Annotated in this window: 16 protein-coding genes; 2 read left to right on the forward strand and 14 right to left on the reverse strand. The window is 67.8% G+C overall.

Going from position 1 to position 19,067, the window contains the following annotated elements; all coding sequences use genetic code 11:
* The first annotated feature begins 90 nt into the window (after positions 1–90).
* Positions 91–1,425, forward strand: a complete 1,335-nt coding sequence (gene tgt / locus AMS67_RS04555; RefSeq protein ID WP_053386316.1) for a tRNA guanosine(34) transglycosylase Tgt — start codon at positions 91–93, stop codon at positions 1,423–1,425.
* Positions 1,426–1,497: 72 nt separating this feature from the next.
* Here tgt and AMS67_RS04560 read toward each other — a convergent pair whose 3' ends face one another.
* The 4 genes from AMS67_RS04560 to AMS67_RS04575 are packed head-to-tail and all read right to left on the reverse strand — an operon-like array spanning position 1,498 to position 6,250.
* Positions 1,498–2,484: an NAD(P)/FAD-dependent oxidoreductase gene (locus tag AMS67_RS04560; RefSeq protein ID WP_053386317.1), complete on the reverse strand. Its 987-nt coding sequence runs from the start codon at positions 2,482–2,484 to the stop codon at positions 1,498–1,500.
* Positions 2,485–2,507: 23 nt separating this feature from the next.
* Entirely contained in the window at positions 2,508–4,028 is a 1,521-nt protein-coding gene (gene gltX / locus AMS67_RS04565; protein WP_053386697.1) for a glutamate--tRNA ligase, read from the reverse strand.
* Between the two features lie 10 nt (positions 4,029–4,038).
* Positions 4,039–5,289 carry an MFS transporter gene (locus AMS67_RS04570; protein ID WP_053386318.1) on the reverse strand — a complete coding sequence of 417 codons (1,251 nt, stop codon included), beginning with the start codon at positions 5,287–5,289 and terminating at the stop codon, positions 4,039–4,041.
* Between the two features lies 1 nt (position 5,290).
* The gene (locus AMS67_RS04575; RefSeq protein ID WP_053352437.1) at positions 5,291–6,250 is read right to left on the reverse strand and encodes a LysR family transcriptional regulator; all 960 of its coding nucleotides are present in this window, start codon (positions 6,248–6,250) and stop codon (positions 5,291–5,293) included.
* Positions 6,251–6,342: 92 nt separating this feature from the next.
* Here AMS67_RS04575 and AMS67_RS04580 point away from each other — a divergent pair, with 92 nt between their 5' ends.
* Positions 6,343–7,422: an aminotransferase class V-fold PLP-dependent enzyme gene (locus tag AMS67_RS04580; RefSeq protein ID WP_053386319.1), complete on the forward strand. Its 1,080-nt coding sequence runs from the start codon at positions 6,343–6,345 to the stop codon at positions 7,420–7,422.
* A gap of 9 nt (positions 7,423–7,431) precedes the next feature.
* On the opposite strand, the gene rlmN is transcribed toward AMS67_RS04580, so the two are convergent.
* The 10 genes from rlmN to AMS67_RS04630 form a co-directional block, all read right to left on the reverse strand.
* Complete coding sequence (rlmN, locus tag AMS67_RS04585; RefSeq protein ID WP_053386320.1) at positions 7,432–8,739, reverse strand: dual-specificity RNA methyltransferase RlmN; 1,308 nt, start codon at positions 8,737–8,739, stop codon at positions 7,432–7,434.
* Between the two features lie 34 nt (positions 8,740–8,773).
* A complete protein-coding gene (locus tag AMS67_RS04590) occupies positions 8,774–9,298 on the reverse strand; it encodes a DUF779 domain-containing protein (protein ID WP_082305298.1) in 525 nt (174 codons plus the stop codon).
* 102 nt (positions 9,299–9,400) lie between these two features.
* Positions 9,401–10,420 (reverse strand): alcohol dehydrogenase AdhP, encoded by a 1,020-nt coding sequence (gene adhP / locus AMS67_RS04595; RefSeq protein WP_053386699.1) that lies wholly within the window; start codon positions 10,418–10,420, stop codon positions 9,401–9,403.
* Positions 10,421–10,531: 111 nt separating this feature from the next.
* Positions 10,532–12,055 carry an acetaldehyde dehydrogenase ExaC gene (gene exaC, locus AMS67_RS04600; protein WP_053386321.1) on the reverse strand — a complete coding sequence of 508 codons (1,524 nt, stop codon included), beginning with the start codon at positions 12,053–12,055 and terminating at the stop codon, positions 10,532–10,534.
* A 111-nt stretch (positions 12,056–12,166) separates the two neighbouring features.
* Positions 12,167–13,519 (reverse strand): sigma-54-dependent transcriptional regulator family protein, encoded by a 1,353-nt coding sequence (locus tag AMS67_RS04605; RefSeq protein ID WP_053386322.1) that lies wholly within the window; start codon positions 13,517–13,519, stop codon positions 12,167–12,169.
* 67 nt (positions 13,520–13,586) lie between these two features.
* Positions 13,587–14,180 (reverse strand): hypothetical protein, encoded by a 594-nt coding sequence (locus tag AMS67_RS04610; protein WP_053386323.1) that lies wholly within the window; start codon positions 14,178–14,180, stop codon positions 13,587–13,589.
* On the reverse strand, positions 14,177–15,274 hold the full coding sequence (locus AMS67_RS04615; RefSeq protein ID WP_053386324.1) for a carboxylate-amine ligase: 1,098 nt from the start codon (positions 15,272–15,274) through the stop codon (positions 14,177–14,179). The genes AMS67_RS04610 and AMS67_RS04615 overlap by 4 nt, the downstream gene beginning before the upstream one ends.
* Before the next feature lie 112 nt (positions 15,275–15,386).
* Complete coding sequence (locus tag AMS67_RS04620) at positions 15,387–17,162, reverse strand: alkaline phosphatase family protein (RefSeq protein ID WP_053386325.1); 1,776 nt, start codon at positions 17,160–17,162, stop codon at positions 15,387–15,389.
* Positions 17,159–17,953, reverse strand: a complete 795-nt coding sequence (locus AMS67_RS04625; protein ID WP_053386326.1) for a fumarylacetoacetate hydrolase family protein — start codon at positions 17,951–17,953, stop codon at positions 17,159–17,161. Before AMS67_RS04625 ends, AMS67_RS04620 begins: the two co-directional genes overlap by 4 nt.
* Positions 17,950–19,056: a branched-chain amino acid aminotransferase gene (locus tag AMS67_RS04630; protein ID WP_053386327.1), complete on the reverse strand. Its 1,107-nt coding sequence runs from the start codon at positions 19,054–19,056 to the stop codon at positions 17,950–17,952. Before AMS67_RS04630 ends, AMS67_RS04625 begins: the two co-directional genes overlap by 4 nt.
* Between the last annotated feature and the right edge of the window lie 11 nt (positions 19,057–19,067).

Raw genomic sequence — 19,067 nt, forward strand, 5'->3', positions numbered from 1 at the left:
GCGCGCCGCACACCCGAAACCCACGCACCACCGATGCGTAGGCTCCCGTTTCCCCAATCGCATGGCGTTCGCGGGTGCTTAGATGGACGGGTGAATGACCCCTCCATCGCTTCGGCGCTCCCCTCCCCCGCAGACTTCAGCTTCACGGTCGAGCATCGACTCGAATCCGGGGGCGCTACCGGAAGCGACGGCTCCCCCCTGGGGCGTGCCGGCACGATCCACACCCCGCACGGCGACATCCAAACGCCCGCGTTCATCCCGGTGGGCACGAAGGCGACGGTCAAGTCGCTGCTCCCTGCAACAGTGACCGAGCTTGGTGGCCAGGCCGTGCTCGCCAACGCGTACCACCTGTTCTTGCAGCCGGGCAGCGACCTCGTCGACGAAGCGGGCGGTCTCGGCAAGTTCATGAACTGGGATGGGCCGACGTTCACCGACTCAGGGGGATTCCAAGTGATGTCGCTCGGCGTCGGGTTCAAGAAGGTGATCTCGATGAGTGAAACGATGCACTCCGATGCCGAGGTCATCGCCAAGAACAAAGAACGCCTGGCGCACGTCGATGAAGACGGCGTCACGTTCAAGTCATTCTTGAACGGCGACGAGCATCGCTTCACCCCCGAGGTCTCGATGCGCATTCAGCACGAGCTCGGCGCTGACATCATTTTTGCGTTCGACGAGTGCACGACCCTGCTCAACACGCGCGCCTATCAAGAGGATTCCGTCGCGCGCACCGAGCGCTGGGCAGTCCGTTGCCTGGACGAGCACGCGCGTCAGACCTCATCTCGCACGCACCGCCCCTACCAGGCACTCTTCGGCGTCGTGCAGGGGGCGCAATACGAAGATCTGCGTCGTCAAGCGGCGTCCGGGCTCGCTCGCCTGACTGGAGCCGACGCGACGGAACAGCAATTCGACGGTTTCGGTATCGGCGGCGCACTCGAGAAGAGCGAGCTCGGCACGATCGTCGGCTGGGTCTCCGATGAGCTCCCCGAGTCGAAGCCGCGACACCTGCTCGGCATTTCGGAACCGGATGATCTGTTCGCCGGGATCGCTGCCGGTGCAGATACCTTCGACTGCGTCGCCCCGTCGCGCCAGGCGCGAGGCGGCACAATGTACTCGTCGCGCGGCCGCATCAACGCGAAGTCGGCGGGTCAACGCCGCAGCTTCGAACCACTCGACGCGGAATGCGACTGCTACACCTGCGAGAACTACACCGCCGCGTACTTGCACCACCTCTTCAAAGCGAAGGAGATGCTCGGTTCGACACTGGCGACGATTCACAACGAGCGGTTCATCGTGCGTCTCGTCGAGCGCATTCGAACGAGCATCATCGACGGTACCTTTTCCGAGCTGCGCGACGAGGTGCTCGGACAGCAGTACGGGGTGGAGTTCGCGCGGCAAGCGGCGGCCCGGTACGCGTCGCAAGGTTAAGTGATGCGGTCAGTTCGCCCGACAGCGGCCGAGTGCGGCGCCTGTCGGGCGAACATCAGCGCGTGACGTTCGCTATTCGTCGACGCGACCGACGCCGAGCGCGCCGCGAATCATGTCGAGGTTCAGCTTGGCAGCGACTCGAGCGCCACCGCCCGCAGCGATGATCAACTGCTGCGGACCCGGCGGCACGATATCACCGACGCCGTAGATTCCTCGGATCGACGACTCACCGCGATCGTCGACTTCGAGCAGCCCCCACCCGTCTCGAGCGATATCGAGATTGCCGAGGAACTCTAATGGGGCATGCCACCGCGGCCGCACAAACCCGCCGACGCGCGGAATCACGGTGCCGTCGGCGAGTCGCACTCCGGTCATCTCCGCGCGTTCGCCGACGATATCGTCGATCGGACGTCGCTCGACACGGATACCGATGCGACCGAGCTGCGCTTCTTGTTCGGAGCGCACGGTGTCGGCCCCGTTGGTGAACACGATGAGATCAGAGCTGAAGCGGCTGATCAGCAACGCTCGCGCGAAGACATCGGTCGTCTCTCCGATGAGCGCCAATGGCTTATCGGTCTTCTCGAACCCATCGCATTCGACGCAACTATGCAGTGCGGTGCCGTAGTAGGCGCGGATCATGGGAAGCGCTGGTAGCTCTTCCGTCAGCCCGGCGGCGATGAGTACCCGACGCGCCGTGTACTCGACGTCGGCGGCGCCGCGAATTCCGGCAGCGCGGACCGTGAACCCGATTCCGTCGGGGAAACCTGCGGCACGCGCATCAGCCTCGTCGAGCGGAACGACCTCTCGCACGATTGCCTGCGCATAGAGCGCGGTCGGGTAGGCCGTGAATTCCTCACGGCCGAGTCGTCGGAGTTCGAGCGGTGACGCACCATCACGTGTCAAAAAACCGTGCGATTGCAGCGTCGCCGAATGTCGAGGGCGATTGCTGTCGATAATCGCGATGCGTCGATTCGCACGCACGAGTTGCAGCCCTGCGGACAGCCCCGCCGGGCCTCCCCCGATGATTGCCACACCGATCGGTGCTTCAGTCGTCGTCATACTCCCGCTCCGCGTGTTCGGAATCAGCTCGCGAGCTGGGCTTCCAGACGGCGCAAGCGCGCCAGCGACTCATCTCGCCCGAGCAGTTCGAACGACTCGAACAGCGGCGGCGAAACGCGACGCCCGGAGGCCGCGACTCGCAGTGGGCCGAAAGCGAGGCGGGGCTTGATGCCAAGCCCGTCAATGAGGGCCGACTGCAAGGCCTGCTGGATGCGTTCCGTCGACCACTCGTCTTCGGCGATGGGATCGAGCGCCGCGATGCTGGCGGCGAGCACCTGCGGTGCATCGTCTTTGAGCGAGGTGAGCGCGTCGTCTTCGTAGGCGAGATGCTCGGTCGTCGTGAACAGGAATCCGAGCATTCCGACGACGTCGGAGAGCACGGTCACACGGCTCTGCACCAGCGGCACGGCGCGCCGGATGATCTCCCGCTGCGCCTCCGTGGGTTCGATCTGCAGTGCGCCCCCAGCGATGAGGTAGGGCAGAATCCGCTGGCCGAAGTCCTCCTCCGACAGCAGTCGGATCTGGTCGGCGTTGATCGAGTCGGCCTTCTTCTGATCGAAGCGGGCCGGATTGGGGTTGACGTTGGCGACGTCGAACGCCGCCACCATCTCGTCGCTGGAGAAGACGTCGCGATCCGGCGCCAGCGACCAGCCCAGCAGAGACAAGTAGTTGAGCAGCCCCTCAGGGATGAAGCCGCGCGAGCGGTGATGCAGCAGGTTCGACTCGGGGTCGCGCTTCGAGAGCTTCTTGTTGCCCTCGCCCAGCACGTAGGGAAGGTGGCCGAACTGCGGGATCGCCTGGGCGATGCCGAGCTCGACCAGTGCGCGGTGCAGCGCGATCTGTCGCGGCGTGGACGAGAGCAGATCTTCGCCGCGGAGCACGTGCGTGATGCCCATGAGCGCGTCGTCGACCGGATTCACCAGCGTGTACAGCGGAGCACCGTTAGGGCGCACGACGACGAAGTCGATGGTGGAGCCCGCAGGGAAGGTGATGTCGCCGCGCACGAGATCGGTGAACGACAAATCGGTGTCGGGCACGCGGAACCGCAGGGCGGGCTCGCGGCCCTCGGCACGGAAGGCGGCACGCTGCTCGTCGGTGAGGTCGCGATCGAAGTTGTCGTACCCGAGCTGCTTCGGGCGACCCGCGGCGATGTTGCGCGCATCGATCTCTTCGGCAGTGGAGTAGCTTTCGTAGAGGTACCCGCCCTCGCGGAGCTGGGCGATTACCCCCTGGTAAATGTCACCACGCTGCGACTGACGGTACGGACCGTTCGGGCCACCAATATCGATGCCCTCGTCCCAGTCGAGCCCCAGCCACCGCAGCGAATCGATGATCTGGCCGTAGCTTTCTTCACTGTCGCGTGCGGCATCAGTGTCTTCGATGCGGAAGACGAAGGTGCCGCCGGTGTGCCGGGCGTACGCCCAGTTGAAGAGTGCGGTGCGCACCATGCCGACGTGCGGCGTACCGGTCGGCGACGGGCAGAAGCGAACGCGGACATCGGCTCCGGTCGCAGTGGAAAACTGGGGGCTCTCGGTGTGTGACATCAACGTCATTCTAGCGTCGTGCGGGCTCCCGCAGGCGAACGGTGCACACGACGCCCGCACCGATGAGCACCGCCGCGACGCTCGAGAGCACGGGGAATCCTCCGGTCGCGAAGAGCACACCAGATACGGCGCCGAAGAGCGCGCCCGCCGCGTTCATCGCGGTATCGGCCTGCCCTTGGCGCGCCGGTCGATCGACTGCGGGAGTGAGTGCGGTGACCAGCGCCGCGCCCGCGACCGTCACCAGGCTCCACCCGAGGCCGAGCAGCACCAGTGAAATCTGCACGGCGGGCACGGACTCGCCGCCGAGTGCGGTGCCGATCGCCGCGAGGGCGAGCATCGCGAAACCTGCGAGCACCACGGGCACGGCACCGAAGCGCCCAGCGGCCAGGCCGACCAGGGGCGACAGTGCGTACATGCCGGCGATGTGCAGACTGATCGTGATGCCGACGAGCTCGATGCTGCCGCCGTGGTGCGTCAGGTGCAACGGCGTCATCGCCATGATGCCCACCATGACCGCATGACCAATCGCCACGGCGGCGATGGCGAGGATCTGAGCCGTACGCGCACCGGGCGCGATCGGCGGCACGGTGCGCGACGGTGCCGTGAGCGCACCCCCGAGGGCGGTGTCACGGCCGACGTCGACTGCCGCGCGGCGCCGCGCTTCAAGCAGTGGGTCCGGTCGCAGACCACCCCAGACGACGAGCCCCGCCGCGAGCTGCGCGACGATCGTGAACAGGAAAATCCCCGAGAGCGGATGCAGACCCAGCGCATGCCCGATGGACTCACCCGGGCCGATCAGATTCGGTCCGATGACCGCGCCGACGGTGATCGACCACACGACGAGTGACAGGTCGCGTGCGCGCTGCGCCGGGCTCGCAAGGTCGGTCGCGGCGAACCGCGCTTGCAGTTGCACAGCGGCCGCGATGCCGAGCACCGCGAGGCCAACAAACAGCAGCCCGCCGAGCTCCGCGCCAGCCGCGATGATGACGAGCGCCGCACCGGCGACAGCGCCTAAATTGCCTGAGGCGAGCGCCACCCGACGCCCGCGGCGAGCCGCGAGGCGGGCCAACGGAATCCCCGCGAGGGCAGCCCCCACGGCGTTCATCGTCGACCCGAACCCCGAGAGTGCCGGATTGCCGGTGACCTCGGAGATCAGCAGTGCCCCTGCCGACAACGATGCGCCCACCCCGAGGCCGCCGAGCACCGTGGCGGCTGCGAGCACCGCGACCGTGCGGCGCTGCACGCGGTGCGGCGCGATCACCCTAGACAGGCTGACCGACTGCTTCGAGATGCCAGGCCGACCCGTCGACCGCGGCGAGCAGACGCTTGGCGAGCCGCACCTGCGGGCTCTCGTTGGCGGTCGACATCGACACCAGCCCGATCGTGCGGTATCGCGGCGGGTCGAGCGGCAGGGCGCGCGCGTCTTCGGGCAGGATGCGCGCTGCAGCCAGTGCCAGGCCCGGAACCAGCGCGACCGCGCCACCGGCCGCGGCCATCGCGAGCATCGCGGGCACGTTGTCGGTCTCCTGAATGATGTCGGGCTCGAAGCCGGCGTCGGCGGCTGCAGCGAGCAGGTGGCCACGGCACTTCTCGCATCCGGCGATCCAGTGCTCCGCAGAGAAGTCACCGAGGCGTGCGGTCGATTCGCCCGCCGCTCGCTCGTCAGAGGCGACCAGGTGCACCTCTTCGCGCCACAGCGGCAGGAACGCGCTGCCCGCCGGAAGTTCTGCCGCACCCTCGTAGTCGAAGATGAGGGCGCAGTCGACCTCGCCGTCGCGCAGCATTGCCGTGGCCGCCGGCGGTTCGGCTTCCCGGTACTGCAGCGCCACGTCGGGCGCTTCGATCGCGAGCTGACGCATGAGGGTGGGAACGACGGTTGCGCTCGCGCTCGGGAATCCGACGAGGCGCAGGGTGCCGGCACGTTCCCCGCGCAAATCGTCGATCGCCGCCAACGCCGCATCGATTTCGGTGACGACGGTTCGCCCGTGATCCGCGAGGATGCGGCCCGCGGTCGTCAGTCGGATTCCGCGGCCGTTGCGCTCGATGAGCGGCACGGCCAAGCGGGTCTCCACGCGCTTGATGCGCTGGCTCACCGCGGGCTGGCTCAGCCCGAGGCTCTGCGCCGCGGCCGTGAGCGAACCTGTAGTGGCGAGTGCATGGAGAATGCGAAGCTCGGTCGAATCGATCGACCCGAGCGGATCGGCAGTGCGCGTCGTACTCATGAGAGCAGTGTACACGAGACATAACGTTAAGCGAAGCAAAACATAAGAATGATTCCATTTCATTATGCCTTGCACTCTTCTAGCCTGGCGTGATGACTTCCCAACCCGCATTCGCCGACGTGCAGGCGCAGTTCCCCCGCGTTCCCGGATACCTGTCGGCGTGCACCGCCGGCCTCCCCGCACACGTCACGACCGACGCGGTGCGCGCATTCGTGGATGTGTGGGCGTCGGGGCGCATGCGCGCCGACACGATCAGCGAGCAGGTCGAGCAGTGCCGTGCGCTTTACGGGCGACTCGCCGGGGTGCCCGCCCACCGGGTTGCCGTGGGCACTCAAGCCTCTCAGTTCGCATCGATCGTCGCGACGGCCGTGCCCGACGGCGGGGAGGTGCTCTGCGTCGCCGGCGACTTCGCCTCGCTCACGCACCCGTTCGAACAGCTGGCCCGTCGCGGTGTGCGGGTGCGTTACGCTCCGCTCACCGAACTCGCCGCCTCGGTGCGCCCGACGACTGACCTCGTCGCGTGGTCGCACGTGCAATCCGCGTGCGGATCGATCGCGGACTCCTCGTCGATCGCCCGCGCTGCGGCATCGGCCGGCGCGCGTACGTGCGTCGATCTCACCCAGGCGCTCGGCTGGCTCCCTGTCGACGCGGGAGACTTCGATTTCACCATCTGCCACGCGTACAAGTGGCTGAATGCTCCGCGCGGCTCCGCGTTTCTCACCGTCCGCGAGGGCCTCGACGACGACCTGGTGCCGCTCGCCGCGGGATGGTGCTCGGCAGATGATCCGTGGTCTTCGTGCTACGCCGGGCACACGCCCCTCGCCGCAGGCGCCGGACGATTCGACCCCTCCCCCGCGTGGCCAGTCATCGGCGGCACCGTGGCCGCGCTCGACACGATGGTCGGCATCGACCCGGCAACGGCGCACGCGCACGCGATCGGCCTGGCGTCGCTGGCGCGTGAGCGGCTCGGGATCGCTGGAGCCGCGCACGACCCGGGCGTCACTGGCCCCTCGGCGATCGTCACTTGGGCAGACCCCGACGGGCGTGACCTCGCGGCGATGACGCGCGCCGACATCGTGGCTTCAGGCCGCGCCGGGAACGCCCGCGTCGCTTTCCATCTCTGGAACACGACCGACGACGTCGACCTGCTGGTCGCAGCGCTCGGGCGCTGACCGGGGCGATTAGCCGGCGGCGGCGAAGGCTTCGGCTTCGGCCTTGTCCTGCTCCGTCGCGACCAGCTGACCGCAGGCGCCGTCGATCTCCTTGCCGCGAGTGTCGCGCAGCGTCGTCGGGATGCCGGCAGCATTCAACCGGTCGACGAACTCGCGCGTGACCTCACGGGTCGACGACGTCCAGATGGAACCCGGCGTCGGGTTCAGCGGGATCGGGTTCACGTGCACCCAGCCGCGGCCGCGCGCATTGAGTTTCTCGGCGAGCAGGTCGGCGCGCCACGCGTGGTCGTTCATGTCTTTGATGAGTGCATACTCGATCGAGACGCGTCGACCCGTCGTCTCGTAGTAGTGGTACGCCGCGTCGAGCACCTCCTCGACCTTCCATCGGCTGTTCACCGGGATCAGGTCGTCGCGCAGCTGGTCGTCGGGGGCGTGGAGCGACAGCGCGAACGTGATGGGGATGTTCTCGTCCGCGAGCTTGCGGATGGCGGGGGCGAGCCCCACCGTCGACACCGTGATGCCGCGAGCCGACATGCCGAGACCCTCGGGCGACGGTGCGATCATGCGGTGCACCGCGTTCATCACGCGCTTGTAATTGGCGAGCGGCTCACCCATGCCCATGAAGACGATGTTGTTGACACGCTCGGGTTCGGCACCGTTGCCCTCGCGGCGCTTGCGGCCAAGGCCGCCCTCGGCGATGACACGGTTAGCCTGCACGATCTGGTCGAGAATCTCGGCCGTCGACATGTTGCGCGTCAGGCCGGCCTGGCCGGTGGCGCAGAACGGGCAGTTCATGCCGCAGCCGCACTGGCTGGAGACGCACAGGGTGATACGACCCGGGTAGCGCATGAGCACCGACTCGACGAGCGCGCCGTCGAACAGGCGCCACAGGAACTTGATGGTGTCGCCGTCGTCGGTGACGAGGCGCTTCACCTCGGTGAGCAGCGGCGGAAAGAAGGCCTCGGCGAGCTCCTCGCGGCGGTCCTTCGGCAAATCGGTCATCTGCTCGGGGTCGGTGGTGCGATGCTCGAAGTAGTGCTTCGAGATCTGCTTCGCACGGAACTTGGGCACGCCCATCTCGACGACCTTCGCCTCGCGCTCTTCGAGTGTCAGGTCAGCGAGGTGCGTGGCGGGCTGCTTCACGCGGGGTGAGGCGAACTGCAGCGTCGGGCGGCCGTCGGGGCCGGCGATCTGCTTCCAACCCTCGGCCTTCGGGCGCACCTGCGGGCGCGACGCCGCACCGGCCGCGGCGGGCCGGGTCTTGATCAGCGGCGTGCTCTCGGGGGCGCGATCATGGTTGAGCTTGTTGGGATCCACACCGTCTATTGTCGCAGGTCGCGGCGCGGGCCGATCACAGCAGCCGTGAACGGATCAAGAAGCGACGACCTTCCGGCGCTTCGAGGGAGAACCCGCTGCCGCGCCCGGGCACCGCGTCGACGGTGAGGTGGGTGTGTGCCCAGACGCCGAATTGTTCGCGCGACATCCAGAAGCCAATCTCTCGCGATTCAGGTGCGGGATCGCCTCCCGCAGCGGCTTCCGCAGCCGCAGCGGGCAGTTCGAGCGTGCCGAGCAGCACGTCTTGATCACCCGTGCGAAACTCGCCGCGCTGGTAGCACATCGGCGAGCTGCCGTCGCAGCAACCGCCTGACTGGTGGAACATGAGCGGCCCGTGCATCGCCCACAACTGTTCGATCAGGTGCAGTGCGTCCGGTGTGAAGGCGAGTCGGCTCTCCGACTCCCCCGCGACCTCGGGTCGCGCTGGGACGGTGCCGGGAATCTCCGCCGTACCCGCGGGGGCGGGAGCCGCCGGCGACCCGGACAAGGTACACGCGTCACCGATGTCCGTCGGCGACGAAACTGTTTCTGGAGCACTCATGAGCGCGTTCCTCTCCGCGGCCGCACTGCCGCTGCTGCTCCCCAGCCTACGCCGGGTGTGGGGATGGGCCCCGCGACAGTGCGCCTCGGGGCCCATCCGGTCTCACGCCGCCGCGAGGCGGAGCACGACGCGACCATCGATTTTGCCGGCGCGCATCTCGTCGAGCACCTCATTGACGTCCTCGAGCGGGCGCTCGGCGACGGTCGGGTGGATCAGGCCGCGCGCATAGAAGTCGAGCGCCTCGATCATGTCTTGCCGCGTGCCCACGATCGAGCCGCGGATGGTGAGGCCCTTGAGCACGATGTCGAAGATCGGGGCGGGGAAGTCTCCCGGCGGCAGACCGTTGAAGACAATGGTGCCGCCGCGGCGGGTCATGCCGATCGCCTGCCCGAAGGCGGAGGGGTGAACGGCCGTGACGAGCACCCCGTGCGTGCCGCCGGTGAGTCGCTGGATCTCGGCCACTGGATCGGTCTCGCGAGCGTTCACGACGACCTCGGCTCCGTGGCGCTGCGCGAGCGCAAGCTTCTCGTCGGAAATGTCGACCGCGGCGACGCGCATGCCCATCGCCACGGCGTATTGCACGGCGATGTGCCCGAGCCCACCGATTCCCGAGATGACGACCCACTGCCCGGGCCGCACCCCCGTCACCTTCAGCCCTTTGTAGACCGTCACCCCGGCGCAGAGCACCGGTGCGACCTCGACGGGGTCGGAACCGGCCGGCACCACCGCAGCGTAGGCGGCGTCGACGAGCATGTACTCGGCGAACGAGCCGTCGACGGAGTAGCCGCCGTTCTGCTGCTGCTCGCAGAGCGTCTCCCACCCGGTGCGGCAGAATTCGCAGTGACCGCAGGCGGACCAGAGCCACGCATTGCCCACGAGGTCGCCGACCGCGACGTTCGTCACGCCCTCACCGATCGCTTCGACGATGCCGACGCCTTCGTGTCCGGGGACGAACGGGGGGCTCGGCTGCACGGGCCAATCCCCCTCAACGGCGTGCAGGTCAGTGTGGCAGACCCCCGTGGTCAACACGCGAACGAGCGCCTGGCCCGGCCCGGGCGTCGGGATCTCCAGCGCCTCGACATCGAGGCGGGCGCCGAAGGCGGGCACGGATGCCCCACGCATCTTTGCGCCATCTGTGCGGCCATCGGCCGATCGTGCGGTGGTCTGAATCGGAAGCGTCGTACTCATCGTGCGGTGTCCTTTCTCAGTGCGGATGCGGAGTGGCTCGTCGGCTTAGAAGAAGCCATCGGCCGTCTCGCGGTAGCTCACGAGCAGATTCTTCGTCTGCTGGTAGTGGTCGAGCATCATCAGGTGGTTCTCACGACCGATGCCGCTCGACTTGTAGCCGCCGAACGCGGCGTGCGCCGGGTAGGCGTGGTAGTTGTTCACCCAGACGCGGCCCGCCTGGATCGCGCGGCCGGCGCGGTACGCGGTGGTGCCGTTGCGGCTCCAGACGCCGGCGCCAAGGCCGTACAGGGTGTCGTTCGCGATGCGGATCGCGTCGTCGAAGTCCGTGAACGTCGTGGCCGAGACGACGGGCCCGAAGATCTCCTCCTGGAAGATGCGCATCGAGTTGTCTCCGCGGAAGATGGTCGGCTGTATGTAGTACCCGCCCGAGAACTCGCCGCCGAGATCTTCGACGCCGCCGCCGGTCAACACCTGCGCGCCCTCCTGACGGCCGATGTCGAGATACGACTTGATCTTCTCGAACTGGTCGTTCGATGCCTGTGCACCGACCATCGTGTCGGTGTCGAGCGGGTTGCCGCGAGTGATCCGCTCGGTGCGCTCGACGACCGCGTCGAGGAAGTCGCCCGCGATCGACTCCTGAATGAGCGCGCGCGATGGGCAGGTGCACACCTCTCCCTGGTTCAGCGCGAACATCGTGAATCCCTCTTGGGCTTTATCCCAGTACGCGTCGTCTTGGGCGCGCACGTCCTCGAAGAAGATGTTCGGGCTCTTGCCGCCGAGCTCGAGGGTGACCGGGATGATGTTGTCGGAGGCGTACTGCATGATGAGGCGACCGGTGGTCGTCTCACCGGTGAAGGCGATCTTGCGGATGCGCGGGTTCGATGCGAGCGGCTTGCCGGCTTCGGCACCGAACCCGTTCACGATGTTCACGACGCCGGCGGGCAACAGGTCGCCGATGAGTTCGAACAGGAACAGGATCGACGTGGGCGTCTGCTCCGCGGGCTTCAGCACGATGGCGTTGCCCGCGGCCAATGCGGGGGCGAGCTTCCAGACCGCCATCAAGATGGGGAAGTTCCAGGGGATGATCTGGCCGACGACGCCCAGCGGCTCGTGGAAGTGATACGCGACGAGATCCTCGTCGATCTGCGAGACCCCACCCTCTTGCGCGCGGATCGCGCCGGCAAAGTAGCGGAAGTGATCGATGGCGAGCGGAATGTCGGCGTTCAGCGTTTCCCGGACGGCCTTGCCGTTGTCCCAGGTCTCGGCGACCGCGATGGCCTCGAGGTTCTGCTCGATGCGATCCGCAATGCGGTTCAGGATCACAGCACGTTCTGCGGGGCTCGTACGCCCCCACGCTGGTGCTGCGGCGTGGGCCGCATCGAGCGCCGCCTCGATGTCTTCGGCGGTGCCGCGGGCCACCTCGCAGAATGCTTTGCCCGTCACGGGCGTGATGTTCTCGAAGTACTGGCCTTTCACCGGCGCCACCCACTCGCCGCCGATGTAGTGCTCGTAGCGCGATTTGAAGGTCACGAGCGAATCCGGGTGCCCGGGTGCTGCGTACACGGTCATGGTGCATCTCCTCTGACGTCGTTGTCGGTGCCGATCACTCGGTGAGGATCGGTTGCGACGACGGTACGTCTGCGGACGTTGCACGCACGTTGCGCGCGTGTTTCGCGGCGGTTATCCGAGCTGTTCGAGTCGGGCGACGACGCGGGCGCGCTTGGGCGACATCGGCGGCAGCACCTGCAACAGGGTCTCCCAGACCTGCACATCGTCGGATGCCCAGTTCTGCGCATAGGCGAACAGTGCGTCAGGGGCAGCCGACTGCAGCATGGACTCCCGCAGGGTCGCATCGACCGATGCCCGCAGCTCCTCGACGACGGGCGCGCTGGAGGCGGGAAGCACCGGACCTTCGTAGGCCGCGAGCGCCAAGCGGTGAGCGCCGCGACCGAGTGCTTCGAGGCTCTCGGTGGCATCGACCCGCACGCCGGGCTCGAGCCGGTAGGGCCGCGAGACGAGTGCGAGACCCGTATCGTGCTGCTCGAGCCACTTGCGCAGTCGCACCATTTCCGGGCGGAGCGTGCCCTCTGCTCCGTCGTGCCCGTAGATCTGCCGGGCGAGGGCAGCAGCCCCGAGCCCGCGCGGTGACGCCGCCAGGGCGAGCAGAATCTCGGCGTGCCGACCCGCGACGGGCAGAGCACGGCCTCCGCACTCGAGCACGGCGGGATCGCGACCGAGCACGACGAGGCGCGGCGCGGGTCCTGAGGAGGCGAGTGGCGCGCGGGAACGGCGGGGACTCGTGCGTGCGCCGCGATCCTGCTCCATGCGCCGCCTGAGCGACGCAAGCTGCAACTCGGCCTCGACGGCGGCCACCGTCGCATCCATGAGCGGCATCAGGTGCGGAGACGCGGCGCCGTCGCCGCCCGTCACGTCGATGACGCCGATGATGGCGCCGCTCACCGGGTCGTGCACCGGCGCCGCGGTACAGCTCCACGGGTGCACCGCGCGCGAGTAGTGCTCGGCACCGAGCACCTGCAGGGCGTGGTCGAGCGCGAGCGCGCTCCCGGGAGCGCTCGTGCCGACAGCTCGCTCGGACCAGTCCATGCCCGCACGAAATCCCATCTCTTCCGCACGGGTGCGCAGTCGCGCGTCTCCGTCGACCCAGAGCAGCCGACCGGACGCGTCGCCGAGCGCGACGATGAATCCCGACTCGCTCGCCTCCTCGAGCAGCAGGCGGCGCACCACCGGCAGCGCCTCGCCGATCGGGTGCGTCCGTTGCAGATCAACGAGCGCGTCGGCATCGATCGCCGGGCGGTCGGGCACGCGGTCGGGGTCGACGGTGTGGTGCTGCGCTCTGAGCCAGGACTCCAGCACGAGGGGGCGCACCGCGGTGGCCTGTGCGAACTGCGCCCGGCCGTCCGAGTCGAGCACGATTCCTCGATCTGCCACGAACCGTTCGTGCGCGCGTTCGAGCAGACGCCGCCGCTCCAGCGCCGATTCCCCGCGCCGCAGCGCCTGCCAGGTGTGAGACATCACGACCCCCTCCTCGCGGTCCCGAATGCTCAGAGCGTACCCGACTCGGCTTGCATCGTGCCGAGCGTTACGCGTCGCCTCGCTGCAGATCGAGCATGCCGGGGTGACGCCCCGGGTCGGCCCGGTTGCGCAATCCCGCCGCCGCGTACCAGGTGAGCACGCACTCGGGAGGGCTGACATCTTCGATACCCGCACGGTAGCCGACGAGCGCGGCTGCCCCGATGAGGGCCGTCAATGGGCGGGCAGCGCCGGCGATCTGCACGCGGGCATAGTCGGTGCCGGATCGCAGCATCAGCCGAGTGACCGCACTCCAGGGCAGGTCGATGTCTCGTGAACCGAGCGCGGCCGTGAGCCCGTGGGGCGTGACTCTCAGGTACAGCGTGCCGGCACTCACGCGGAGCACGGCGGCCAGCATGAAGAATGCTGCGATGCCGATCACCGCAGAGATCCACACCACCTGCCAGCGCGGCAGCCAGTCTCGCTCAGTGCCGGTGAGTGCGATGAGCAACGCGACTGCCGCGGTTCCCGCACACACGATGGTGCCGACCAGCAGCGCAACGAAAACGCCGAACGGCAACGCGAGCGCCCGCACGTGCAGCACGGCCTCGGCACCGTCGGCCGCAACGACCCACCCAACGGGCCGGTTCGCCCGCCTGTTCACGGTTCGCGATGCGCGCCGCGGTACAACCCCAGGAGCGCGCTGATGCCGCCGGAGCGCCAATGCTCGAGTTGTGCCCGCGCGCCACCGCCCTGCTTCCGACGTTCGACGAAGGCTGTCACCAGTGCGAGGTCGCCCGCGCGTTCGAGTTCGGGTGCCACATGGTCGAGCAAGGCATCGACGACGTCGAAGGCCGGTCGCGGATCGCCGGAAGCCGGATCAACCAGCACCGACTCGAGCCCGTTGCGCGCCGCAACCCAGTGGGCGCCGCGCAGGTGATCGCGCTGCGGTTCTTCGACCACCGCGCCGAGCTCATACTCGCGCAACGCCCGAGCGACCAGGGCTCGGAAGAGCAGGCCGTAGGCGACCGCGTCGCCCGCGGTCAACTGGGAATCGGCGAGGCGAGCCTCGATCGTCGGATACTTGTCGGAGAGCCGCACGAGCCAGTTCACGAGCCCTCCGTCGAGCAGGGCACCCGAGCGCACCAGACCGGAAACGACGCGATCGTATTCGGCCGCGTCGTCGAACTTCGGCGGGTACCCCGAGGTCGGCCACTGCTGAATCGACATGAACCGCCAGTCGGCGTAGCCGGTCTCCTCACCGAGCCAGATCGGCGAATTCGCGGTCAGCGCGACGAGTATCGGCGACCACGGTGCGATGCGCGCGATCGCACCCACGCCGGCGTCTCTCGAAGGCACCTCGACATGCACGTGGGTGCCCGTCGAGTAGTACCGCGTCACCATGCCGCGCATCGCCGACTCGATGTCGTGGTAGCGCTGCTTGCCGACTCGCGTACCGTGCCGTTCGCCCCCGAGCGGAGGCAGACCGGACCCCGCGAGCACAACGCCCACGTTGTCAGCGGCGTCGGCCGCGGCGACCCGGAACTCGCTCAGGGCGTTCAGCGCCTGCGCGTTCGAATCGCATACCGGCGTCGCGGTCTCCAGCTGGCAGTGAAAGTACTCGTGCTCCGCGAGCCGACCCGGCAGCGCGGCGATCATCTCGTCGACGGCATCGCGGGGCGCACCGGTCTGCGCGTCGAGCAGCAGGTACTCTTCTTCGACGCCGAATCTCGGCGGCGCGGCGGGGGTCGCAGCCATCTCAGCACCTGCTCCTTCGTCGGGAGATTCCAGTGTGGCACAGGCCATCCGCTCCGGGATCACGGCGCGTCACGAAGCGTCCACGCCGGCGGGCGTCGATCGCGCTCGACCGCTACCCGGTGCCGAAGAGCCCAGCTCCGTGGCGCGTGAGCACGCGATAGGCGTCGCCGAAGTTCTGGGGCGGATTCGCGCGTTCCTCGGGGGTGCCGTATCGCGAGAGCAACAGCCCGATGAGGCCCTTCGCCGGCGGGCTGAGCGGCCGCGTCGGGTGCGCGTCGGCCGGATGCGGACCCGCTTCCCCGCTCGGAGGAACGTACGCCGCCGAGGTCTGCGGCCAGTCGGCGATATTGCGCGGCACTCGCCGGTTGAACGCCGCGTCGAGCGTCGGCGCATCGGCATCTCGCCGTGTGAGCGGCTCCAAGCCGAACCGTTCGCAGAGTGACGCAACCACGGACCCGTGGTGCATCGCTCCCGAAAACACGGACCCCCGCTCGACGTGCGCTGAGACGAGTATCGCGGGGACGCGGCAGCCCAGGCGATCGAACGTGAACCCCATTTCCCCGGCACCCGAGTCGTCGGGCGGGGTCGCGGCTGGCGGCGGCACGTGGTCGTAAGTCCCTCCGTGCTCGTCGAAGGTGATGAGCAGCGCCGTGTTCAGGTAGTTCGAGCCGGTCTCGGACATCGCGTCCCGCAACGCCGAGTACACCTCGTGCACCAGTGCATCGCCCGCACGGACGTCGGAAACCGCGCCGTCGACCACCGCTTCGCCATCGACGGTGCTCTCGGCGAACGTGCCGACCGGCGGGTGGAAGTCGTTGTGGTTGAAGATCATGCGCGGCTCGATGAACGCGTAGGCCGGCAGCGTGCCCGCCGCCACGTCGTCATGGAATTGCCGCATCGTCGCGAAGTGCTCCGTCTTCCAGAACTTCTCGAGCACCGGAGCGTGCAGCAGGCCCGTGAACGAGATGAGCTGCATCTCATCGAAATAGATGCGCCAGGTCAGACCGGCGTCCTCAAGACGATTCAGGATGGTCGGGGTCGGTGCGGCATTCAGCCACTTGTCGAAGCCGCCGAGCGCGTTCGTCACGAAGCCGTGAGAGGTCGAAGCGTGAAAGAAACTGCGGTTGCAGAACGTCTGGCTCGGAACCGCGCAGTGCCAGTGATCGAAGACGCCAAACTCTCGCGCCAGTGTCGACACCACCGGCAGCATCTCGGGGTCGAAGGATCCCATGATCTGATCGCGCTCGGTGGCGGTCGGCTTACGCCCCGAGCGGCCGACGAAATCGGCCTCGTAGTCGAGCACGAAACCGTCCATGCGCGGGTGCGCGGCGTCGCTGGGCGCGTTGTACGGCGCCGTCATGTCGGCAACGTCACGCCCTCGGTTCTGCGGGTCGATCCGCCCGAACAACTGCGTATTGACGTGGGGGTACTCCTCGCCCGGGTCAGGGTCGGGCTGCCCCATGATGCGGTCGGTGGGGCCGGTATAGCGGTGCGCCGGCACCTCGGTACCGTCGGCCGCCGCATTGCGGTAGTCGCCGAACGCGAGTCCGGCGAATTTCCCCGAGGCCGGAGGTGACTCAGGGGTGTACAGGTACCCGAGCAGGTTGTCGAAGGAGCGGTTCTCTCCCATGAGCACGACCAGATGATCAAAGCCCGGGTTCGTGCGCGGCTTCGGCACCGCGAATCGCTCGGGCACATACGTCGCACCATGCGTGTCAGCTGCGCGTTCGCTCGCGACGCCCCACGCAGTCGCGGCGCCGCCCGCGCCGAGCGCTGCCCCCGCGGCGAGGATGCCGCCCCGGCGCAAGAATGCACGGCGGCTGGTCCCGGAGTCGGCCTGGGCTACTCCTTCCGGGTGCTCGTCCTCGGGCACGGGGGCAGGGCTCATACGACCCGGTTTCTCAGAATGCCGATGCCTTCGATCTCGACCTCGACGGTGTCTCCGGCTTCGAGCAGCCCGACGCCCGCCGGGGTGCCCGTGAGAATGACATCACCGGGCAGCAGTGTGAAGGCCTGCGACGCGTACGACACGATGCGCGCGAGCGAGTGAATGAGCTGCGACGTGCGGCCGTCCTGCCGCACCTCTCCGTTGACTCGCGTGACCACGCGGGCGTCGGCGAGATCGGGATCGGTCTCGATGATCGGCCCGAGCGGGCAGAACGTATCGAAGCCCTTGCCCCGCGCCCACTGCCCGTCCTTGATCTGCAGGTCGCGCGCCGTGACATCATTCGCGCACGTGAAGCCGAACACGTACTTCAGTGCATCGTCTTCTGAGACGTCTTTCGCAACAGCGCCGATGACGAGAGCGAGTTCGCCCTCGTGCTCGACGCGGTTCGAGATCGATGGACGCACGATCGCATCGTCGGGCCCGATGATCGACGTGTTCGGCTTCAAGAAGAGTAGCGGCTCCTCGGGCGCCCCGCCGTCGATGCCGGTCACCCCCTGCATCTCGGCGACGTGGTCAGCGTAATTCTTGCCGACGCAGACGATCTTGGAGCGAGGAATGACCGGTGCGAGCAACTGAGCGTCTTCCAGCTTGAAGCGACGCCCGGTGGTGTCGTAGCCCGCCACCATCGGGTCGCCACTGAGCTCGACGAGCTCGACGCCGCTGCCGTGTTCGGCGTGATCGAGCACACCGAACGCGATCTCGCCGTCGATCTGAAAACGTGCGACCTTCATCGTGCGAGCTCCGCTGCACCGACGATCACGTTGAGCCACCCGTGGCGATCTTCCACCGTACCGAACTGAATCCCGGTCAGTTCTTCGCGCAGCGACATCGTCAGTGCACCGGGAGCCGCATCGCCGAAGTCGATGGCGAACCCGGCACCCTTGAGCTGGCGAATCGGGGTGATCACAGCCGCAGTGCCGCAGGCGAACGCCTCGGTGATGGTGCCCTGCGCGACGCCCTCGCGCCACTCCGACACCGTCACTTCCCGCTGCTCGACCGCGTGGCCGCGGTCTTCGGCGAGCTGGATGAGGCTGCGACGCGTGATGCCATCGAGAATGTTGCCGTTCAGCTGCGGCGTCACCAGTGTGCCGTCGGAACGGACGAGGAAGAGGTTCATGCCGCCGAGCTCGTCGATGGTGTCTTCCGTCGCCGAATCGGTGAAGAGCACCTGCTGGCAGCCGTTCTCAGCCGCGACCTGCTGCGGCAGCAGGGAGGCCGCGTAGTTGCCGCCGCACTTCGCCGCACCGGTACCGCCGCGACCCGCGCGTGCGAAATCTTCCGACAGCCAGATCGAGACCGGCTTCACGCCCCCGGTGAAGTACGGGCCGGCCGGGCTCGCGATGATCAGGAAACGCGCGCGCTCGGCCGCGCGCACGCCGAGAAAGCTCTCGTCGGCGATCACGAACGGGCGCAGGTAGAGGCTCTGGTCGGCCCCACTCGGCACCCAGGCCGCGTCGATGCTCACCAGTTCACGAATCGCCGCAACGAACAGTTCTTCGGGGATCTCGGGCAGCGCGAGACGACGGGCCGACTCGTTCAGCCGGCGCGCGTTCGCCTCGGGCCGGAAGGTGACGACCGAGCCGTCGGGGCGGCGGTACGCCTTGAGGCCTTCGAAGATCTCTTGGCCGTAGTGGAGCACCGAAGATGCCGGATCCATCGGGATCGGCCCGTAGGGCAGCACCTCGGCATCATGCCAACCGGCCTCTTTCGTCCACGTGATCGAGATCATGTGATCGGTGAAGTGATTGCCGAAGCCGGGATCGGCGAGCAGCGCCTCGCGCTCGGCGTCTGAGAGGCGGTCAGCTTCGGTACGGGTGAACTGCAGGTCGGTCATCGAAATTCTTT

Origin of the sequence: Leucobacter japonicus (assembly GCF_001273855.1) — a bacterium.
Lineage (GTDB): Bacteria > Actinomycetota > Actinomycetes > Actinomycetales > Microbacteriaceae > Leucobacter > Leucobacter japonicus.